The organism is Mesorhizobium prunaredense (genome assembly GCF_900156895.1).
GTDB classification, from domain to species: Bacteria; Pseudomonadota; Alphaproteobacteria; order Rhizobiales; family Rhizobiaceae; genus Mesorhizobium; species Mesorhizobium prunaredense.
On record NZ_FTPD01000013.1, the window covers coordinates 225,212 to 240,777 of the forward strand.

Here is a 15,566-nt window from a genome sequence, read left to right on the forward strand (position 1 = left end):
AAATCTTCGTTTGTGCAGCAAAAAGCCGGCTTGTGAATTGGGCTGGTGTTTTTGCCTGAATTGCACTATATGCGCCGCAGCATCGTGCAATGCCACGTTGCTTGTACCGGCCCCTGCTGGACGACATCCCGGCCGAGGGCGTCCCGTTTCCTCAAACAGATAAGGAAAAACACGATGTCGATTACTGCCGAGCGCAAGAAGGAATTGATGGGTGAATTCGCAACCGCCAAGGGCGATACCGGGTCTCCGGAAGTCCAGGTGGCCATCCTTTCCGAGCGCATCAAGAACCTGACCGACCATTTCAAGGACCACAAGAAGGATAACCATTCCCGCCGTGGTCTGCTCGCTCTCGTCTCCCAGCGCCGCAGCCTGCTTGATTATCTCAAGCGCAAGGATGACGCGCGCTATCAGACGCTGATCGAGAAGCTCGGTCTGCGCCGTTGACGAATTGACCGGCGGGTTCTTTCGAGAGCCCGCCGGTCGCGCATTGGAGCAGTCCATTGCTCCAATGAAGGAAGTAGAGCGCCGCGCTTCGATTTGGACGCGTACATAGGACGCTCTGAAACTTTGAATTTGCGCAAGGCATTCCGAGAGCCGCGGTTTTCGGGTCATGCGCAAGGCCAGTCGGATCGATTGGCCAGACCCGGTTTCGAGATAGCACAGGGCCGTTCGAAACCGCCCATGGACGGTCATGGGGCAGGATTGCAGGATGCTCGCGCGGCACAGCGCCGGATTTACCCGAGCTTCCCGTTGTCTTGCCCGTGACTGCCCGAGAAACGAAGCCAAGGGAAAGGGGTATTCGCGCACAGTGAAATGGCGCGGCCCTTTCCGCATATGAAGGACAAGACATGTTCAATCACCACAAAGTGGAAATCGAATGGGGCGGCCGTCCGCTCATCCTCGAAACCGGCAAGATTGCGCGCCAGGCCGACGGCGCGGTGCTCGCCACCTACGGCGAAACCAAGGTTCTCGCCACCGTCGTTTCGATGAAGGAACCGAAGCCCGGCCTCGATTTCTTCCCGCTGACCGTCAACTACCAGGAAAAGACCTATGCCGCCGGCAAGATCCCGGGCGGCTATTTCAAGCGCGAAGGCCGTCCGAGCGAAAAGGAAACGCTGGTTTCCCGTCTCATCGACCGTCCGATCCGCCCGCTGTTCGCTGACGGTTACAAGAACGACACGCAGATCGTTGTCACTGTCGTCCAGCATGATCTCGAAAACGACCCGGACATCCTGTCGATCGTCGCCACCTCGGCGGCTTTGACGCTGTCCGGCGTCCCTTTCATGGGCCCGATCGGCGGCGCCCGCGTCGGTTACATCAACGGCGAATATGTGCTCAATCCGCATGTCGACGAGATGCAGGAATCCAAGCTTGACCTGATCGTCGCCGGCACCTCCGACGCCGTGCTGATGGTCGAGTCCGAAGCCAAGGAACTCGGCGAGGATCTGATGCTCGGCGCCGTCATGTTCGGCCATCGCGGCTTCCAGCCGGTGATCGACGCCATCATCAAGCTGGCAGAAGTCGCCGCCAAGGACCCGCGTGACTTCACCGCGCCGGATTATTCGGCGCTTGAAGCCGAGATGCTGAAGATCGTCGAAGGCGAGCTTCGCGATGCCTACAAGATCACCGACAAGCAGAAGCGCTATTCCGCCGTCGACGCCGTCAAGGCGAAGGTCAAGGCTGCGTTCGCGCCCGCGGAAGGCGAAGAAGCCAAGTATACGTCCGAGCAGATCGGCACCGTATTCAAGGAGCTCCAGGCCAAGGTCGTGCGCTGGAACATCCTCGATACCGGTTCGCGCATCGACGGCCGCGACCTGAAAACGGTTCGCAAGATCGTCTCAGAAGTCGGCGTCCTGCCGCGCACCCACGGCTCGGCGCTGTTCACCCGCGGCGAGACCCAGGCGCTGGTCGTCGCCACGCTCGGCACCGGCGAGGACGAGCAGTATGTCGATTCGCTGACCGGCATGTACAAGGAGAAGTTCCTCCTTCACTACAACTTCCCTCCCTATTCGGTCGGTGAAACCGGTCGCATGGGATCGCCCGGCCGCCGCGAAATCGGCCACGGCAAGCTCGCCTGGCGCGCGATCCGCCCGATGCTGCCGACATCAGACCAGTTCCCCTATACGCTGCGCGTTGTTTCGGAGATCACCGAGTCCAACGGTTCGTCGTCGATGGCCACCGTCTGCGGCACCTCGCTGGCGCTGATGGATGCCGGCGTGCCGCTGGCCAAGCCAGTCGCCGGTATTGCCATGGGCCTGATCAAGGAAGGCGAGCGCTTCGCTGTCCTTTCCGACATTCTCGGCGACGAGGATCATCTCGGCGACATGGACTTCAAGGTTGCCGGCACCGCCAATGGCATCACCTCGCTGCAGATGGACATCAAGATCGAGGGCATCACCGAGGAGATCATGAAGATCGCGCTGGACCAGGCCAAGGACGGCCGCCAGCATATCCTCGGCGAAATGGGCCATGCGCTGTCCGGCGCGCGTGCCGAACTCGGCGAATTCGCGCCGCGCATCGAGGTCATGCACATCCCGACCGACAAGATCCGCGACGTGATCGGCTCGGGCGGCAAGGTCATCCGCGAGATCGTCGAAAAGACCGGCGCCAAGATCAACATCGAGGACGACGGCACGGTCAAGATCGCTTCTTCCAACGCCAAGGAGATCGAGGCGGCGAAGAAGTGGATCCACACCATCGTCGCCGAGCCGGAAGTCGGCGAGATCTACGAGGGCACGGTCGTCAAGACCGCCGACTTCGGCGCCTTCGTCAACTTCTTCGGTCCGCGTGACGGCCTCGTCCACATCTCGCAGCTCGCCAATGATCGCGTCGCCAAGACCTCCGACGTCGTCAAGGAAGGCGACAAGGTCTGGGTCAAGCTGATGGGCTTCGACGAACGCGGCAAGGTCCGCCTGTCGATGAAGGTCGTCGACCAGACCACCGGCAAGGAAATCGCCCGCGACAAGAAGACCGACGGCGAAGAAGACGCCGCCTGAGCGATTTAGAGCGACGTGCGTCCAATTGGACGCACAAAGCTCTAAAGCCTTAATGTCCGCATCATGCTTTCCGAGCTGATGCGAAGCAGCACAGTTGAAGCGGGCGCGCCGGAAGGTCGCGCCCGTTTCGTTTCAAAAGCAATCCAGCTGCACTTCGAGATCGAAAAATGTCCGCCGAGCCGCTGAAGACACTGTTCCATCCGTTCGAGGCCGAGGCTGTTTCCTTGCCGCGTAAGGGCGAGCGTGTCCTCTTTCTGGGCGCTGAGCCGGGCTTCCGCCTGCCCGAAGGTTTTGATGCAGCACTGCATCTGGTGCAAGGCTTTCGGCCGCATTTTCGCGCGCTGCAGGGGGCCGGTTTCACCGTCACGCCGCGCCTGGAGGGCGAAGGTTTCGATGCGGCATTGGTGCTTGCCAGCCGTCATCGCGGGCAGAACGAATTGCGCATCGCCGAGGCGGTTGAGTGTGTCAGGCCGGGCGGATCGATTGTCGTCGCCGGCGCCAAGGACGACGGCATTGCCAGCCTGCGCAAGCGCATCGACGAGCTTGTGCCGCTCGATGGCCATTTGCCGAAACATCACGGCATCGCCTTCTGGTTTCATCGACCTGCCGATGCTGCGGTCGCAGCGGCACTTCGCGCCGCCAATCCAGCCCTTTTGGTCGAGGATCGGTTCCGCACCGCACCAGGCATGTTTTCTTTCGACAAGATCGATGCAGGTTCGAGATTGCTGGTCGACAACCTGCCCGGCGACCTGCGTGGCAGCGTTGCCGATTTCTGCGCCGGCTGGGGCTATGTGGCGGCCGAGGTCGCCGCCCGCTCACCTGGCATATCGGCGCTCGATCTTTACGAGGCCGAGTTCGATGCGCTGGAGGCGGCCAAAGGCAATATCGGCAATGCAGCGGCGGAACCCGATTTCTTCTGGATCGATCTTTTGAGCGAGCCGGTCGAGCGGCGCTATGACGCCGTCGCCATGAACCCGCCCTTCCATCGCAGCCGGGCGGCCGAGCCCGAGATCGGCGCCGGCATGATCCGCGCCGCGGCAAAGGCGCTGAAGCCGGGCGGGCGGCTGTTCATGGTGGCGAACCGCCAGCTTCCCTACGAGCCGGTGCTGGCGGCCGCCTTCTCCAGCCATGCCGAGATCGCCCGCGACGGCATGTTCAAGGTTTTCGCGGCGCGCCGCTGAAACCGGGGTCACGGGGACCAAGGCATCTTTTGCGGCCGAATTATTCCCGTCCGCTGTCGGTCCGCTTCAGCTCGTCGAGCGCCGGCATCGAGACGATATGGTAGCCGGAATCGACATAGTGGATTTCGCCGGTGACGCCCGACGACAGATCGGACAGCAGATAGAGCGCCGAACCACCGACTTCGTCGATGGTCACTGTGCGGCGCAGCGGCGAGTTGCGCTGCTGGTAGGAGAACATGTGGCGTGCGTCGGAAATCCCGGCGCCGGCCAATGTCCGCACCGGTCCGGCGGATATGCCGTTCACCCTGATGCCGCGCGGGCCGTAGTCGTTGGCGAGATAGCGGACGCTGGCTTCAAGCCCGGCCTTGGCGACGCCCATGACGTTGTAGTTCGGCATGACGCGGACCGAACCGGCATAGGTCAGCGTGATCATCGAGCCGCTGCCCTTCATCAACGCGGCCGCATGGCGGGCGACCTCGGTGAAGGAGTAGCAGGAGATGACCATGGTGCGGACGAAATTGTCGCGGCTGGTGTCGGCGTAAAGGCCTTTCAGCTCGTTCTTGTCGGAAAAGCCGATGGCGTGGACGACGAAGTCCAGCCCGCCCCAGGCCTCGCCCAAGGTCTCGAAGGTAGCGGCAACCGATGCGCTGTCCTCGACGTCGCAAGGGACGACCAGCGAGGAGCCGAGCTTGTCGGCGAGCGGCCTGACGCGGCGCCCAAAGGCTTCGCCCTGATAGGTGAAGGCGAGTTCTGCCCCATGTTCGGACAGTTTCCGGGCGATGCCCCAGGCGATCGAATGGTCGTTGGCGACACCCATGACAAGCCCGCGCTTGCCCTTCATCAATCCGTCCATGGCTGGCAGTCCTTATGCGGAATAGCGCTGGAAAATCAGCGTTGCGTTGGTGCCGCCGAAACCGAACGAGTTGGACAAGACAGTGTCGATCCTGGCATCGTCGATGCGCTCTCGCACGATCGGCATACCCTCGAATTCCGGATCGAGCTGCTCGATGTGGGCGCTCTCCCCGATGAAGCCGCCTTGCATCATCAGGATCGAGTAGATCGATTCCTGCACGCCGGCCGCACCCAGCGAGTGGCCGGTCAGCGATTTCGTCGAGGTGATGAAAGGCATCTTGTCGCCGAACACCTCGCGGATCGCGCCCATTTCCCTGGAGTCGCCGACCGGCGTCGAGGTGCCGTGCGTGTTGATGTAGTCGACCGGCGAAGAGACGGTCGCCAGCGCCTGCCGCATGCAGCGCACCGCGCCTTCGCCCGAGGGCGCCACCATGTCGTAGCCGTCGGAGGTCGCGCCATAGCCGACGACCTCGGCGTAGATCTTTGCGCCGCGCGCCTTGGCGTGCTCGAGCTCTTCCAGGACCAGCACGCCGGCGCCGCCGGCAATGACGAAGCCGTCGCGATCGACGTCATAGGCGCGCGAGGCAGCCGATGCCCGGTCATTGAACTTGGAGGACATGGCGCCCATCGCGTCGAACAGGTCAGACATCGTCCAGTCGAGATCCTCATGGCCGCCGGCGAAGACCATGTCCTGCTTGCCCCACTGGATCAGTTCGTAGCCATTGCCGATGCAATGCGCCGAGGTCGAGCAGGCCGAAGAGATCGAATAATTGACGCCGTGGATCTTGAACCAGGTGGCGAGCGTCGCCGAAGCGGTCGACGACATCGCCTTCGGCACGGCGAACGGGCCGATGCGCTTGGGGCTGCCGTTCTTGAGCGTGGTTTCAGCGGCTTCGACGATGGTTCTGGTCGATGGTCCGCCCGATCCCATGACGATGCCGGTGCGCTCATTGGTGATGTCGTTCTCGCCAAGTCCAGCGTCCACGATCGCCTGGTCCATGGCGACATGGTTCCAGGCCGCACCTTGCGACAGGAAGCGCATGGCGCGGCGATCGATCAGCGCCGAGGGGTCGAGCGTCGGCGCTCCCCAGACCTGGCAGCGGAAGCCGTGTTCGGCGAAGGAATCGGAGTGGCTGATGCCTGATCTGGCATCATGGAGCGAGGCCTGCACCTCGTTGGCATTGTTGCCGATCGACGACACGATGCCGAGGCCTGTCACTACGACCCGTCTCATTCGCAACTCCTTCCAGCGCATGAACCCGAAACCTGCCGGACCGAAACCTGCCGGACAAGGATGCGCAAATTAAGTTCTACAGCTTCCTTTGCGCCTCCCGCGGACTCGCGGCGCTGCGCAGGCGCCGGTCAGGCGGCGGCCGATTGCTTGGACAGACCCACCTTGAGATCCGTTGCTGCGTATATGGGTTCGCCATCCGCCTTCAGCCAGCCATCGGCGATACCCAGCACCAGCCGGCCGCGCATCACGCGCTTGAAATCCACGCCATATTCTACCTTCTTGACCGACGGCGTCACCATGCCTTTGAATTTCACTTCGCCGGTCGACAGCGCCATGCCCTTGCCCGGCTCGCCGAGCCAGCCGAGGTAGAATCCGGTCAGTTGCCACATGGCGTCGAGGCCCAGGCACCCCGGCATGATCGGGTTGCCGATGAAGTGGCAGGCGAAAAACCACAGGTCCGGCTTGATGTCGAATTCTGCACGGATGAAGCCCTTGTCGAAGGCGCCGCCCGTCTCGCTGATTTCGGTGATGCGGTCGAACATCAGCATCGGCGGATAGGGGAGCTGGGCGTTTCCAGGTCCGAACAGCTCGCCGCGGGCGCAGGCAAGCAGTTCCTCATAATCGTAGCTGGATTTCGAAACCGCCATCAATCTCGTCCCCCTAATCGTCCGGGCGGTAGCGCGCCCTTGTCGTTGGTTTCCTAACACAATCTATTTCCGGCCGGAAACCGGCGTTTGCGCTTAACCTGCCCGCCTGCCGGGGTCAATGCGCGCTATTGATCGTATTCGGCCGACAGAATATATGTCGGGGGATGTCCAGTATCGTTTTTTGCCGTTCTGGACAGGTCTTGAGGCGAAACTTGAGCTTGGACGGATAGATGGATCTGGGCTGCCGGAAGGAAAATGACGCTGTGGACAAGCGGGTTCGCGAAGCTGGCCTGAGGCCGACGCGCCAGCGCATTGCGCTGGCCGATCTGCTTTTCGCCAAAGGCGACCGCCATCTGTCGGCCGAGGAACTGCACGAGGAGGCGATCTCCGCCGGCGTGCCGGTATCGCTCGCCACCGTCTACAACGCCCTTCATCAATTCACCCAGGCGGGCCTTCTGCGCATCCTGGCCGTCGAGGGGTCGAAGACCTATTTCGACACCAACACCTCCGATCACCATCATTTCTACATTGAGGGCGAAAACAGGATCTTCGACATCGCCAGCGGTCCTGTCACGGTTTCCAACCTGCCGGAGCCGCCGGAGGGCATGGAGATCGCCAATGTCGATATCGTGGTGAGGCTGCGCCCGAAACGCTGCGAGTGATCGGCGTTTCATGAGGCCGCGAGATACCGTCTCGCCTGTATCGGCCTCTCATGATCCCGAACCGACAAGAAAGAGGTCAGTTCTTTACCCGTTCGCCCGGATAGGCGCCCCAGACCAGCGACTGGGCGAGCCAGCCGGTGTGGCCATTGAAGGTCATTTCGCACCACTGGCCGTCACAGGACTTGATCGTGCCCATGGCGCCCGGCTCGATGATTGCGACGATGCTGGCGTCCTTTTGCGGGTCGTCGAGTAGGTTGATTCGGGCATCTTTGCCGCGCTGCCAGGGTGCTACGATCGCCGTGCGGCGACCTGAAAGCAGCGATTGGTTGATCCAGCCTTCCGAGCCGTCGGCATCGCGCACACGACGCCAGGTGTCGAATTCCTGGATGATCTCCATCGGCAGGCCGGGCTTCATATACATCCAGTCGACGGAATAGTTGACGCCTGGTCCGACGCGAGAGTTGACGCGGCCAGCCTTCAGGCTGACGAAGCGCGGCAACGGCAGGCCGCTCGGCCCGAGCGTGACGCTCTGGGTCGGTGCTGCCGCATTCTGTGCCGCCACATCCGGGGAATAAAGCAGAGCGCCGAGAAATGCTGCGCTGAGGGCCAGGCGGAGCGACGCGAAACCAGACACTTTCGTTCCCTTTCGGCGCCGGCTCATCGGCCTTGGCGCCCCTTTTTCTTTGTCTTCGGCGGAACCTCTTGTTACATGGAGAACTGGCACCGCGACCGGCCTCCAGTTTCGCCTGTCTTGGTTAAAGAGGTCTCAACGAGGTCGGGTTCGAGGAAACAATGGTAGGCAGAAAAAGGCCCCTCGTCGTCATAACGCGCAAGCTGCCCGACCCGGTCGAGACCCGCATGCGCGAGCTGTTCGACGCCCGGCTGAATGTCGAAGACAGGCCGATGACGCAGCCGGAATTGGTCGCGGCGGTCAAGGAAGCCGACGTGCTGGTGCCGACCATAACCGACCATGTCGACGCGGCGCTGATCGCCCAGGCCGGCGACAACCTCAAGCTGATCGCCAATTTCGGCAACGGCGTCGACAAGATCGACGTGGCGGCAGCAGCGAAGAAGGGCATTACCGTCACCAACACGCCGAACGTGCTGACAGAAGATACCGCCGACATGACCATGGCGCTGATGCTGGCGGTGCCGCGGCGGCTGGCGGAAGGCGCCAATGTGCTGACCGGCGACAAGAAATGGGCCGGCTGGTCGCCGACCTGGATGCTCGGCCGGCGTATCTGGGGCAAACGCCTCGGCATTGTCGGCATGGGCCGCATCGGCACCGCCGTCGCCCGGCGGGCCAAGGCCTTTGGCCTGTCGATCCACTATCACAACCGCCATCGCGTGCTGTCCGCGGTCGAGGACGAACTGGAGGCGACTTATTGGGAAAGCCTCGACCAGATGCTAGCCCGCATGGACATCATATCGGTCAATTGTCCGTCGACGCCGGCGACCTTCCATCTGCTTTCGGCGCGGCGGCTGGCGCTTCTGCAACCGTCCGCTTACATCGTCAACACGGCGCGCGGCGACATCATCGACGAGGACTCTCTGGTCAAGCTGATCCAGGACGGCAAGATCGCCGGCGCCGGGCTCGACGTCTACGAGCATGAGCCGGCGCTGAACAGCAAATTGCTAAAGCTCGCCGCCAAGGGCAAGGTCGTGCTGTTGCCGCATATGGGGTCGGCGACGCTCGAAGGCCGGATCGACATGGGCGAGAAGGTGATCATCAACATCCGCGCCTTCTTCGATGGCCATCGGCCGCCGGATCGCGTACTGCCGCTGCGGACGTGACCGGCTGCCATCTTAAGTCAGCGCAGACTTACGAAAGCACCTTGCGCATGGTGATCGAGGTCGGTCGGTCATAGCCTCTGTGCGCCGTCCGTTCCGTTTCGCGAAAGCCAAGGCGGGCAAAGGCCGCGTGATTTCCGGTCAGTTCGATCCGCGTCTGAAGTTCGATCGCAGGCTTGCCGCGGTTGCGCGCGAGGTCCTCGACAGCTTGCATCAGCCGCCTGGCGATGCCTTGTCCCTGAAAGTCCGGTTCGACCGCGAGCTTTCCGACATAGAAATCTCTGGCCCGCTCCAGGACAAAAACGCAGCCGACAATCCTGCCGTCCTTCAGCGCCGCAAAGCCCGTCTCTTGCCGGGCCTTGTCCCGGAGATTTTCGACCGTGAGCCGATGCGCCGAGGATGGCGGATCGATGACGCCGTTCATGGCAGCGAAGGCGCCCATGATCAGCGCCAGCACCTCGTCCCAACGGTCGAAATCGGCCGGAAGCTGCGCGACGGAAACCAGGCTGCCCAAAATCTAGCTGCTCTTGTAGCGGATCGTGTCGAAGCGCGCCGCCAACGCATCGTAAAGCAGCAGCCGGCCGACCAGCGGCTCGCCGATGCCGGCGATCAGCTTGATCGCCTCCATGGCCTGCAATGTGCCGATAACACCGGTCAGCACGCCGAGCACGCCGGCGACGGCGCAGGACGGCACCAGTCCAGGCGGCGGCGCCTCGGGGAAAAGATCGCGATAGCTCGGATTCGGCCTGCCATCCGTGCCGGTCTCGAACGGTTTCAGTACCGTCACCGAGCCGTCGAAGCGGCCGACAGCGGCATGCACCAATGGTCGTTTTTCCGCCGCGCAGGCGTCGGCCACGGCATAACGTGTCTCGAAATTGTCGGAGCCGTCGACGACGACATCATAGCGGGCGACGAGGGCAGGGGCGTTGTCCGCCGTCAGCCTGAGATTATGCTCCTCCACGGCGACGTGGGGGTTGATGCGGGCGATCGCCGCCTTGGCGCTGCCGGTTTTCGCCATGCCGACTGTGTCGGTGCCGTGGATCACCTGCCTTTGCAGGTTTGACAGTGAGACAGTGTCATCGTCGATGATGCCGAGCGTGCCGACGCCGGCGGCCGCCAGATATTCGAGCACCGGCGCACCCAGCCCGCCAGCGCCGATGACCAGAACCCGCGCACGTTTCAACCTCTGCTGGCCGGCCCCGCCGATTTCGGGCAGCACGATGTGGCGGGCGTAGCGTTCAAGTTCTTCGTCGGTGAGGGCGGCTGTGGTCATCGCCGGACCATATAGTGAGGGAAAAATCTTGTCAGGGGGCTAATGCATGTCGCCCAAAGCAGTTGGGATAACGACATGTATGAACAAAGATCTAGACCGTTGGCCCAACCGTGCCGTGGTCAACCGTCAGGAACTGCGCCCGTCCCTTGAGGCTGGAAAACAGCGCCGCGTCGGTTCCCGTCATGAAAGCCTGGCAGTTCAGCTCTTCCAGGATCGAGAACAGTGCGGCGCGTCGGCCGCCGTCGAGATGTGCTGCGATCTCATCGAGCAGCAGGATTGGCGTCATGCCGGACATCTCGCCCGTCAGCCTTGCATGCGACAGCACGATGCCGACCAGCAGCGCCTTCTGCTCGCCGGTCGAGCAGAGTTCGGCCGGCATCGCCTTTTGCCGGTGCCGCACCACGAGATCCGAACGGTGTGGACCGTCGAGCGTGCGCCCGGCGGCGCGGTCGCGATCACGGCCTTCGGCAAGGGTGCGGCGAAACCGTTCCTCGACATCGACCGCTGGCGAGTTGGCGACCTCGCCTTCCAGTTCGCCGAACAGGCCGATATCGGCTTGCGGAAACGGGCCGTCGCCCGGCAGCCTGTCGATCATGGCGGCGAGCAGGCGCACCAGTTCGGCACGTGCCGCGGCAATCGCCACGCCGGTTTCGGCCATCTGCGTCTCGATCGCATCGAACCAGGCGCCGTCGCGTGAATTTTCCGTAAGCAGTCGGTTACGGCCGCGCATCGCTTTTTCATAGTCGAGCGCGCGCTGGCCGTGGCCGGGATCGATCGCCAGCACCAGGCGGTCGAGGAAGCGCCGCCGGTCGGCGGCCGGGCCAGAAAACAGACCATCCATCGCCGGCGTCAGCCAGACGACGCGCAGCCATTCGAGCATATCGTCGGCCGAGCGCGCGGCCGCGCCGTTGATCCGCACTCGCCGGCCGCCATCGCCCACGTTGTCGCCGCCCGAAATCCCGGTGCCGATCTCGACCGGGCCGTCAGGTCCATCGAGCCGGGCATGCAGCGCGAAGCCACCATCGCCGCCCTCGCGTGCCACATCGGCATAAGGGGCTCGGCGTAGGCCGCGCCCCGGCGTCAGCAGCGAAATCGCTTCCAGGAGATTGGTCTTGCCGGCGCCGTTGTCACCGGAAAACACCACGGCCCCGGGATCGAGCCCGATCGACAGTGTTGCGTAATTGCGGAAATTGGTAAGCGACAGATTACTTATATGAGTTGGCTGGTCGCGCTCAGGCTGCATCGCAACTCCGGTCATGACAGCAAGATGGCCTCGTTCGGGCCTAAAGCGCGCCGCGTTTGACCAGCCTCATGCGACGCGCTTTAGCCCGGGTTAGGTTGTTGTTATGCATGTCATTATCGCAAAACCGCTGCACACCCTCGGTTCAAGCCCGAGGGCACGCTTTTGCGCGACATGCATCAGACCCGCATCGGCATCAGCACGTAGAGCGTGGTTTCGTCGGCCATGTCGTGGATCAGCGTCGGCGAGCCGGCATCCGCCAGCATGAATTTTGCCTCCGTGCCGGTCAGTTGGGCGGCGACGTCGAGCAGATATTTGGCGTTGAAGCCGATTTCGATCGCGTCGGACGAATAATCCGCGGCCAGTTCCTCGGTGGCGCTGCCTGAATCCGGATTGTTGACTGCAAGCGTGACCTGGCCTTCTCCAATCGAAAGCTTCACCGCCCGGCCGCGTTCGGACGAAATGGTCGAGACGCGGTCGACGGCGGCGGCGAAACTCTGGCGGTCGATGATCAGCTTTTTGTCGTTGCCGGTCGGGATCACCCGCTGATAGTCCGGGAAGGTGCCGTCGATCAGCTTCGAGGTCAAAACGACACTGCCGATGGTGAAGCGGATCTTGGTGTCGGACAGTTCGGTGGTCACGGCGACATCGGGGTCGTCGACAAGCTTTTGCAATTCGCTGACGGTCTTGCGTGGAATGATGATGCCCGGCATGCCTTCCGATCCTGCCGGCGCGTCGATCTCGGCGCGCGCCAGCCGATGGCCGTCGGTCGCCACCGAGCGCAGCTTCAGCTTGCCGTCGGCGTCATGCGTGTGCAGGTAGATGCCGTTCAGGTAGTAGCGCGTCTCTTCGGTGGAGATGGCGAATTGGGTCTTCTCGATCAGGCCCTTGAGCGCGACCGAATCGAGCCGGAAGATATGCGAGAACGATCCGGCCGAAAGCTCCGGGAAATCGGATTGCGGCAGGCACTGGAGACGGAAGCTCGAGCGGCCCGAGGTCACCGTCATGGCGTTGCCGTCCTCGTCGGTCTTCAGCATGACCTCCGCGCCGTCGGCGAGCTTGCGCACGATGTCGTAGAGCAGATGCGCCGGAACCGTCGTCGCGCCGCCGCGCTCGACCTTGGCGGACGTGGCTTCGGTCACCTCCAGGTCGAGGTCGGTCGCCTTCATTTCAAGGGTGGCGCCTTCGGCGCTCAGCAGCACGTTCGACAGGATCGGTATGGTGTTGCGCCGCTCGACCACGCGATGAACGTGGTTGAGCGACTTCAGGAGATTTGACCGTTCCAGGATAACACGCATGACGAAACAGGCTCGCTTGAATGAATGAGCGGGTCTCCGGCAAGCGGCAACCCGCGAAAGGTCTGAACAGGCTCAGAATCTGCACAAACTGACAGGAAAAAACCCGTGAACGCAAGCCCGCGCTACCGGTTCGTGGCGGTTACACGGGCTTTCCTAGTGTAAAACTGGGCAAGCCCGCAAGCCAATGCTTGTCGCCCAAAAGCATGCCCTCGGACTGACCCGAGGGTGTGCAGAGGTTGTGCGGCAACAACATGCATAAAAACAAGAATTTCAAGCGCGTCGCAGCCACCCAAACGCGACACGCCTTGTTTTTTTCGGGCCGGTCAGGCCTGATCGTTGATCAGTCTTCTTAGCAGTTCGAGCTCCTGCGCCAGCGTGTTGTCGACGCCTGAAAGATCCTCGATCTTGCGCACGGCATGCAGCACCGTCGTGTGATCGCGGCCTCCGAAACGCCGCCCGATCTCCGGCAAGGAGCGCGGTGTCATCACCTTCGACAGGTACATGGCGACCTGCCGCGGCTTGACGATGGTGCGGGTGCGCCGGTTGGACAGAAGTTCCGTCTTCGACACATTGTAGTGGCGCGCGACGATTCGCTGGATGTCCTCGATGCGCACCCGCTTCGGCTCGCCCGAACGATAGATATGGCCGAGGATCTCGTCGATGCGGTCGATGGTGATCTGCGGTTCGAACGACTGGCGGAACAGAAGCTGGTTGAACGCACCTTCGAGTTCACGCCCGCTGCCGGTCACCGTGCGAGCGACATGGTTGAGGATCTCTTCCGAGATGTCAAGCGATGCATCGTCGGCCTTGGCGGTGGCAAGGCGCAGCTTGAGCATGCCGATCCGCATGGCGAAATCCGGCGCCGACATTTCGAGCGCGACGCCGCCGTTGAGGCGCGAGCGGACGCGGGGCTCCAGCGATTCCAGTTCCGACGGCGGCCGGTCGGCGGCGACCACCACCTGCTTGGCGCTGTCGAGCAGCATGTTGATCAGGTGGCAGAATTCATGCTGGATCGACTTGCCTTGCAGGAACTGCATGTCGTCGATGATGAGGAGGTCGATGTCGCGCAATTGTTCCTTCAGCGTCAGCGCATTGTTGTCGCGGATCGCGGTGGCAAACCGCCACATGAAATATTCGGCCGTGAGATAGACGACGCGCGATTTCGGATTCTGCTTCAGCGATTCCGCCGCGATCGCCTGCAGCAGGTGCGTCTTGCCCAGCCCCACCGTCGCGTGCAGAAACAACGGATTGAAGCGCACCGCGCTCGACTGCGATTCCGCCACCGCCTTGGCGGCGGCGAAGGCCACCCGGTTTGACGGACCTTCGATGAAGGAGCCGAACGTGTAGCGCGGGTCAAGCGGCGAACCGAGCACATTGTGCCGGAACTCGGTTTCGGCAGGCATTCCCGGGCGAGGTGCCGGTACCCGCTCCACCCTGCCGGGGGCCGCTGTTCCCGCGGCCAGCGCCGTTTGCGCTTGCCTGGTCATCTTGCGGACCGGCGCCACTTCGGGCTCTACGCCGTTGCGCCCCGGACGGGTAGCGGTGCGCACGACGATCTCGATCTTGAGGATTTCAGGATCCTCGTGTTTCCACAGCTCGGCGATGAGGTCGAGGTAGTGGCCGTTGATCCACGAGCGCAGGAAGGCGGTGGGCACCGAGATGCGGACAATGCCCCGGGACGCCTCGGCGACCTTCATGCGCCCAAACCAGCTCGAATAGACTTCGGTTCCCAGACGCGCTTTCAACTGGGCCTTGACCCGGTCGAACTTTTGTTCCGCGTCGATGGAAGCCGACATGGCGTCCCCTCCGGTTAAGGTCCCAGGGAATGGGAGGTCGCCCGTAAGCTCCCTTTCGATGCCGCTCTGCATGATCGAGTTCCTTGTCCTTTTGTACCTTTTTCCGCCGGGAATGCGCCTCCTGCATCCATGTTTCCGGCGACCGTGTCCTCGCAGCGACACCATCGCCGCCGCCGGCAGATGATGTCGCCTCATTGTCAGGGAACCGGCGCCGGCTCCTCGGAGCCAGCCCGCTTTGGTCATGTCAGGGCAATACAAATCCGCCCGGCGAAACGCCGGCGCGTCATTGATCTGCCATGTACAATTACGCCATTCCCCTACCGTATCGAAAAGGCAAACCAAACCCGTACGCGGAGATGATCCGCGTCATGAATTCTGCCACTTTTGTGCTGGCCGATTCAGGCTGGGCTGGGTTAAGGGCCAACGGCCCGTCCCTCTCGATAGACAGACCTTAGCGAAATCGCTGTGGATAGGGCAAGGCCACGACTAACGGATTTTTAAGGAATGTGGTTAGCGCAACCGGGTTCGAAGCCTGCGTTGCACTGGCTTGTTTTGACAAACCCATTGTGATTCAAACCCTTTTCCGGAGAATGTGA

At 62.4% G+C, this 15,566-nt stretch carries 14 protein-coding genes; 5 read left to right on the forward strand and 9 right to left on the reverse strand.

Features of this window, described 5'->3' with window-relative positions; translation table 11 throughout:
* The first annotated feature begins 69 nt into the window (after positions 1 to 69).
* From rpsO to BQ8794_RS11920, 3 genes are all read left to right on the forward strand, one after another.
* Positions 70 to 444 carry a 30S ribosomal protein S15 gene (rpsO, locus tag BQ8794_RS11910; protein ID WP_274609416.1) on the forward strand — a complete coding sequence of 125 codons (375 nt, stop codon included), beginning with the start codon at positions 70 to 72 and terminating at the stop codon, positions 442 to 444.
* A gap of 404 nt (positions 445 to 848) precedes the next feature.
* Positions 849 to 2,996, forward strand: coding sequence for a polyribonucleotide nucleotidyltransferase (gene pnp / locus BQ8794_RS11915; RefSeq protein WP_077377256.1), 2,148 nt, complete (start codon positions 849 to 851; stop codon positions 2,994 to 2,996).
* 167 nt (positions 2,997 to 3,163) lie between these two features.
* The gene (locus BQ8794_RS11920; protein WP_077377259.1) at positions 3,164 to 4,177 is read left to right on the forward strand and encodes a class I SAM-dependent methyltransferase; all 1,014 of its coding nucleotides are present in this window, start codon (positions 3,164 to 3,166) and stop codon (positions 4,175 to 4,177) included.
* A 40-nt stretch (positions 4,178 to 4,217) separates the two neighbouring features.
* Here BQ8794_RS11920 and fabI read toward each other — a convergent pair whose 3' ends face one another.
* The 3 genes from fabI to fabA all read right to left on the reverse strand — a co-directional run bounded on the left by fabI (position 4,218) and on the right by fabA (position 6,910).
* Entirely contained in the window at positions 4,218 to 5,030 is an 813-nt protein-coding gene (gene fabI, locus BQ8794_RS11925) for an enoyl-ACP reductase FabI (RefSeq protein ID WP_077377262.1), read from the reverse strand.
* A 12-nt stretch (positions 5,031 to 5,042) separates the two neighbouring features.
* Complete coding sequence (gene fabB / locus BQ8794_RS11930; protein ID WP_077377267.1) at positions 5,043 to 6,263, reverse strand: beta-ketoacyl-ACP synthase I; 1,221 nt, start codon at positions 6,261 to 6,263, stop codon at positions 5,043 to 5,045.
* Between the two features lie 128 nt (positions 6,264 to 6,391).
* Complete coding sequence (fabA, locus tag BQ8794_RS11935) at positions 6,392 to 6,910, reverse strand: 3-hydroxyacyl-[acyl-carrier-protein] dehydratase FabA (RefSeq protein WP_023802127.1); 519 nt, start codon at positions 6,908 to 6,910, stop codon at positions 6,392 to 6,394.
* A 230-nt stretch (positions 6,911 to 7,140) separates the two neighbouring features.
* Here fabA and irrA point away from each other — a divergent pair, with 230 nt between their 5' ends.
* The gene (gene irrA, locus BQ8794_RS11940; protein WP_077377270.1) at positions 7,141 to 7,572 is read left to right on the forward strand and encodes an iron response transcriptional regulator IrrA; all 432 of its coding nucleotides are present in this window, start codon (positions 7,141 to 7,143) and stop codon (positions 7,570 to 7,572) included.
* A gap of 76 nt (positions 7,573 to 7,648) precedes the next feature.
* Here the strand turns inward: irrA and BQ8794_RS11945 are convergent, their stop codons facing one another.
* Positions 7,649 to 8,206 (reverse strand): SH3 domain-containing protein, encoded by a 558-nt coding sequence (locus BQ8794_RS11945; RefSeq protein WP_077377533.1) that lies wholly within the window; start codon positions 8,204 to 8,206, stop codon positions 7,649 to 7,651.
* Positions 8,207 to 8,364: 158 nt separating this feature from the next.
* On the opposite strand from BQ8794_RS11945, the gene BQ8794_RS11950 reads away from it, so the two are divergent.
* On the forward strand, positions 8,365 to 9,366 hold the full coding sequence (locus tag BQ8794_RS11950) for a 2-hydroxyacid dehydrogenase (protein ID WP_077377273.1): 1,002 nt from the start codon (positions 8,365 to 8,367) through the stop codon (positions 9,364 to 9,366).
* Positions 9,367 to 9,394: 28 nt separating this feature from the next.
* On the opposite strand, the gene BQ8794_RS11955 is transcribed toward BQ8794_RS11950, so the two are convergent.
* The 5 genes from BQ8794_RS11955 to dnaA all read right to left on the reverse strand — a co-directional run bounded on the left by BQ8794_RS11955 (position 9,395) and on the right by dnaA (position 14,970).
* Positions 9,395 to 9,877 (reverse strand): GNAT family N-acetyltransferase, encoded by a 483-nt coding sequence (locus tag BQ8794_RS11955; RefSeq protein ID WP_077377276.1) that lies wholly within the window; start codon positions 9,875 to 9,877, stop codon positions 9,395 to 9,397.
* A gap of 3 nt (positions 9,878 to 9,880) precedes the next feature.
* Positions 9,881 to 10,636, reverse strand: a complete 756-nt coding sequence (locus BQ8794_RS11960) for a molybdopterin-synthase adenylyltransferase MoeB (RefSeq protein ID WP_077377280.1) — start codon at positions 10,634 to 10,636, stop codon at positions 9,881 to 9,883.
* 91 nt (positions 10,637 to 10,727) lie between these two features.
* Complete coding sequence (gene recF, locus BQ8794_RS11965) at positions 10,728 to 11,879, reverse strand: DNA replication/repair protein RecF (protein WP_077377536.1); 1,152 nt, start codon at positions 11,877 to 11,879, stop codon at positions 10,728 to 10,730.
* Positions 11,880 to 12,055: 176 nt separating this feature from the next.
* Positions 12,056 to 13,174 carry a DNA polymerase III subunit beta gene (gene dnaN / locus BQ8794_RS11970; RefSeq protein ID WP_077377283.1) on the reverse strand — a complete coding sequence of 373 codons (1,119 nt, stop codon included), beginning with the start codon at positions 13,172 to 13,174 and terminating at the stop codon, positions 12,056 to 12,058.
* Between the two features lie 323 nt (positions 13,175 to 13,497).
* Entirely contained in the window at positions 13,498 to 14,970 is a 1,473-nt protein-coding gene (dnaA, locus tag BQ8794_RS11975) for a chromosomal replication initiator protein DnaA (protein ID WP_244554924.1), read from the reverse strand.
* Between the last annotated feature and the right edge of the window lie 596 nt (positions 14,971 to 15,566).

Coding starts and splice junctions, on each gene's coding strand:
- rpsO (WP_274609416.1), top strand. CDS start 70: ATGCGCCGCAGCATCGTGCAATGCCACGTTGCTTGTACCGGCCCCTGC.
- pnp (WP_077377256.1), top strand. CDS start 849: ATGTTCAATCACCACAAAGTGGAAATCGAATGGGGCGGCCGTCCGCTC.
- BQ8794_RS11920 (WP_077377259.1), top strand. CDS start 3,164: ATGTCCGCCGAGCCGCTGAAGACACTGTTCCATCCGTTCGAGGCCGAG.
- fabI (WP_077377262.1), bottom strand. CDS start 5,030: ATGGACGGATTGATGAAGGGCAAGCGCGGGCTTGTCATGGGTGTCGCC.
- fabB (WP_077377267.1), bottom strand. CDS start 6,263: ATGAGACGGGTCGTAGTGACAGGCCTCGGCATCGTGTCGTCGATCGGC.
- fabA (WP_023802127.1), bottom strand. CDS start 6,910: ATGGCGGTTTCGAAATCCAGCTACGATTATGAGGAACTGCTTGCCTGC.
- irrA (WP_077377270.1), top strand. CDS start 7,141: ATGGATCTGGGCTGCCGGAAGGAAAATGACGCTGTGGACAAGCGGGTT.
- BQ8794_RS11950 (WP_077377273.1), top strand. CDS start 8,365: ATGGTAGGCAGAAAAAGGCCCCTCGTCGTCATAACGCGCAAGCTGCCC.
- BQ8794_RS11960 (WP_077377280.1), bottom strand. CDS start 10,636: ATGACCACAGCCGCCCTCACCGACGAAGAACTTGAACGCTACGCCCGC.
- recF (WP_077377536.1), bottom strand. CDS start 11,879: ATGCAGCCTGAGCGCGACCAGCCAACTCATATAAGTAATCTGTCGCTT.
- dnaN (WP_077377283.1), bottom strand. CDS start 13,174: ATGCGTGTTATCCTGGAACGGTCAAATCTCCTGAAGTCGCTCAACCAC.
- dnaA (WP_244554924.1), bottom strand. CDS start 14,970: ATGTCGGCTTCCATCGACGCGGAACAAAAGTTCGACCGGGTCAAGGCC.